This is a genomic window from Mesorhizobium sp. M1396 (genome assembly GCF_040317725.1).
In the GTDB taxonomy this organism is placed as follows: Bacteria; Pseudomonadota; Alphaproteobacteria; order Rhizobiales; family Rhizobiaceae; genus Mesorhizobium.
In genome coordinates this window covers 1-3,448 of the sequence record NZ_JAMYLA010000127.1, presented here as the reverse complement: position 1 = coordinate 3,448, position 3,448 = coordinate 1, and the positions used below count along the sequence as shown (strand labels likewise).

Genomic DNA, 3,448 nt, shown 5'->3' with positions numbered 1-3,448 from the left:
CGTCCGTCAGTACAAATCGCGCCATTCAAAGCTTGAATCACAATCAGGCTCAAAGTGGAATCCTGAATCTCAACAGGCCCTAGCTGGATATGTGCCGCCGGTTCACCATTCCCGGCCTTCCATCGATCGAAAGCCTGGTCTCCTGCTTCGTCCTCTCCGCCACCACCTTGCCCCTGGCGATGACGCACAGGCGTTCGGCGCGCAGGCGCAGGGCCTCGACCGGATTGCCGGCATCGAGGACGACAAGGCTTGCGCGCTTGCCGACCGCCAGGCCGAGATGATCGAGGCCCATGATCGACGCGTTGACATTGGTGACCATGTCGAAGCAGCGCGCCATGTCGGCAGGGCTCGACATCTGGGCGACATGCAGCCCCATGAAGGCGACGTCGAGCATGTCGGCGGTGCCCAGCGAATACCAGGGATCGAGCACGCAATCCTGGCCCCAGCCGACGCGGATGCCGAGCGCCTGCATTTCCTTGACCCGGGTCATACCCCGGCGCTTCGGGAAGGTGTCGTGGCGGCCCTGCAGCATGATGTTGATCAGCGGGTTGGGGATGGCCGAGACACCGGCTTCGGCGATCAGCGGCAGCAGCTTCGAGACGTAGTAATTGTCCATCGAATGCATCGAGGTGAGGTGCGAGCCGGCGACCTTGCCGTGCAGCCCGAGGCGTTGCGTCTCATAGGCAAGCTGCTCGATGTGACGCGACAGCGGATCGTCGGTCTCGTCGCAATGCAGGTCGACCATCAGGCCGCGCCTGGCCGCGATCTCGCACAATTCCGTTACCGAGCGCGTGCCGTCGGCCATGGTGCGCTCGAAATGCGGGATGCCGCCGACAATATCGACGCCCATGTTCAGCGCGCGGAGGGTGTTTTCCCGTGCCGTCGGCGAGCGGTAGAACCCGTCCTGCGGAAAGGCGACCAGTTGCAGATCGATGTAAGGGGCGACCGTCTTCTTGACCTCGAGCAGGGCCTCGACCGCCAGCAGGCGGTCATCGCAGACATCGACATGGGTGCGGATGGCGAGCAGGCCCATCGATACCGCCCAGTCGCAGTAGGCCAACGCGCGGTCGCGCACCGCCTCATGCGTCAAAAGCGGCTTTAGTTCCCCCCACAGCGAAATGCCTTCGAGCAGCGTGCCCGACGCGTTGATGCGCGGAATGCCGTAGGAGAGCGTCGCGTCCATGTGGAAATGCGGGTCGACGAAGGGCGCGGAGACCAGATTGCCACGGGCATCGATCTCGGTTCGCGCGGCACCCTGCAGTGTGGGCTCGATCGCCGCGATGGTCTCACCGGTGATGCCGATGTCGGCTACCCTGCCATCAGGCAATGTGGCGCCGCGAACGATAAGGTCAAAATCCATCTGTCGTCATCCCGTCAAAAGAATCATCCGATGTGGCCGAGGCCGAAAATCGCATCCCGTCGATGCCGCTTGCAACAGTGGTTTGTCCGCCGCATCTGCCTATGGTTCCATCCGGCCGCAACTCCCTCTATAAGCCGCCTTCGTTGTCGCGGTTTCAAGGACCAGCCATTTGTTTCGTTTTTTCCGCTCGACGGAGAACCAGCGCCTCGTTGTGAGGCTGCTTCGGGAATCCTTCCGTCAGCATATGTTTGGCTACGGCGCCGCCGTCCTGTCGATGCTGGTGGTGGCCGGCATGACGGCTGCCAGCGCATGGATCCTGCGCGAAATCACCAATGAATTCGTGGTCGACAAAAGGATCGATCGCGTCAACATGATTGCTCTGGCGGTCGCCGCGATCTTCATCGTCAAGGGCATCGCCAATTTCGTCCAGGCCTATTTCATGAGCCGGGTCGGCAACGCCATCATCGCCGAACGGCAGCGCAAGATCTACGATCGCGTCCTGGCGCAAGGCATCGAGTTCTATCACTCGACCTCGTCATCAGACCTGATCACCCGCATGACCAACAACGCGCAAGCGGCGCGCAACGTACTCGACCTCATCGTCACGTCCTATGTGCGGGATCTGGTGACCCTGGTTGCCCTGGTGCTGGTCATGATCGTGCAACAGCCGGCGCTGTCCCTGATTTGCTTCATCGTCGGTCCCCTGGCCATCTATGGGGTCAACCGCATCCTGAAACGTGTCCGCAAGTTCGCCGCGCTTGAGTTCCGTTCGGTCGGCCAGATCGTGCAGGTGATGCAGGAAACCGCGATCGGCGTGCGCGTGGTCAAATCCTTCAACCTCGATGGCGTGATGCGCAAGCGCATGTTCAAGGCGGTGTCGGATGTCGAGAACCGGGCCAACAACATCGCCACGCTGGAAGCGATCACCAGTCCGGTGATGGAGACGCTCGCCGGGCTGGCAATCGCGGGTGCCGTCGTGGTCAGCGGCTTTATGGTGCTGGAGGGCGACCAGACACCGGGCGGCATCATGGCTTTCATCGCGGCACTGCTGCTCGCCTATGAACCGGCAAAGCGCCTTGCGCGCGTGCGCATCTCATTGGAGAGTGGCATCGTCGGCGTGCGCATGATGTTCCAACTGGCCGACGAGCCGCTGACGCTGGCCGAGAAGCCGGATGCCAAGCCGCTTTTGGCCGGACCGGGCGAGATCAGATTCGACGCCGTCAGCTTCGCCTATCAGAATGGCCCGCCGGTGCTGGACAGGTTCGACCTGACCCTTGCGCCCGGCAAGGTGACGGCGCTGGTCGGGCCTTCCGGCGGCGGCAAGTCGACTATTCTGAACCTGATCATGCGCATGTACGACCCGCGGAGCGGCAGGGTGCTGCTCGATGGCCAGGATATATCCCATGCGACGCTTGCCTCGCTGCGGGAAAAGATCGCGTATGTCAGCCAGGACACGTTCCTGTTTGCCGGCACGATCATGCACAACATCCGGCTTGGGCGCGAGGGCGCGACCGACGAAGAGGTGATCGCCGCCGCCAGGGCGGCCAACGCGCATGAGTTCATCCGCGCGCAGGCGAAAGGCTACGAGACCGAGGTAGGCGAAAACGGCGCACTGCTTTCCGGCGGCCAGCGCCAGCGGATTTCGATCGCGCGCGCCATGTTGCGCAATGCCGAAATCCTGCTCCTGGACGAAGCGACCAGCGCGCTCGACGCCGAATCGGAAGCGCTGTTCCGCGACGCGCTGCAGCAATTGACGGAAGGGCGCACGACGATCGTCATCGCGCATCGCCTGTCGACCGTGCACCAGGCCGATACGATCGTGGTGCTCGAAGCCGGCAAGGTGGTGGAAAGCGGTCCGCACAAGACCTTGCTCAGGCAAGGCGGGCTTTACCAGAAGCTGTATGAGTATCAGCTGATGCCGTGATCCTTACCCTCCCCCTTGTGGGGAGGGTCGCTGCGCAGCAGCGGGGTGGGGGCGGCGCCGGCCGCGCCCGCCCCCCCAACCCGGCCCCCGCCCACACCCACAGCTCTGGGGGGGGGGCCCGTATAAAGAAAGACCACACCCACCCCCACCCGCCCGCGAGCCCG

The 3,448-nt window shown here is 63.2% G+C and carries 2 protein-coding genes; one reads left to right on the top strand and one right to left on the bottom strand.

Annotation, left to right across the window (positions count from 1 at the left end):
- Positions 1–79: 79 nt before the first annotated feature.
- Positions 80–1,360: an amidohydrolase family protein gene (locus NKH02_RS34175; RefSeq protein WP_352884229.1), complete on the bottom strand. Its 1,281-nt coding sequence runs from the start codon at positions 1,358–1,360 to the stop codon at positions 80–82.
- Positions 1,361–1,529: 169 nt separating this feature from the next.
- Here NKH02_RS34175 and NKH02_RS34170 point away from each other — a divergent pair, with 169 nt between their 5' ends.
- The gene (locus NKH02_RS34170) at positions 1,530–3,284 is read left to right on the top strand and encodes an ABC transporter ATP-binding protein (protein WP_352868907.1); all 1,755 of its coding nucleotides are present in this window, start codon (positions 1,530–1,532) and stop codon (positions 3,282–3,284) included.
- The last annotated feature ends 164 nt before the right edge of the window (positions 3,285–3,448 follow it).

Coding starts and splice junctions, on each gene's coding strand:
- NKH02_RS34175 (WP_352884229.1), bottom strand. CDS start 1,360: ATGGATTTTGACCTTATCGTTCGCGGCGCCACATTGCCTGATGGCAGG.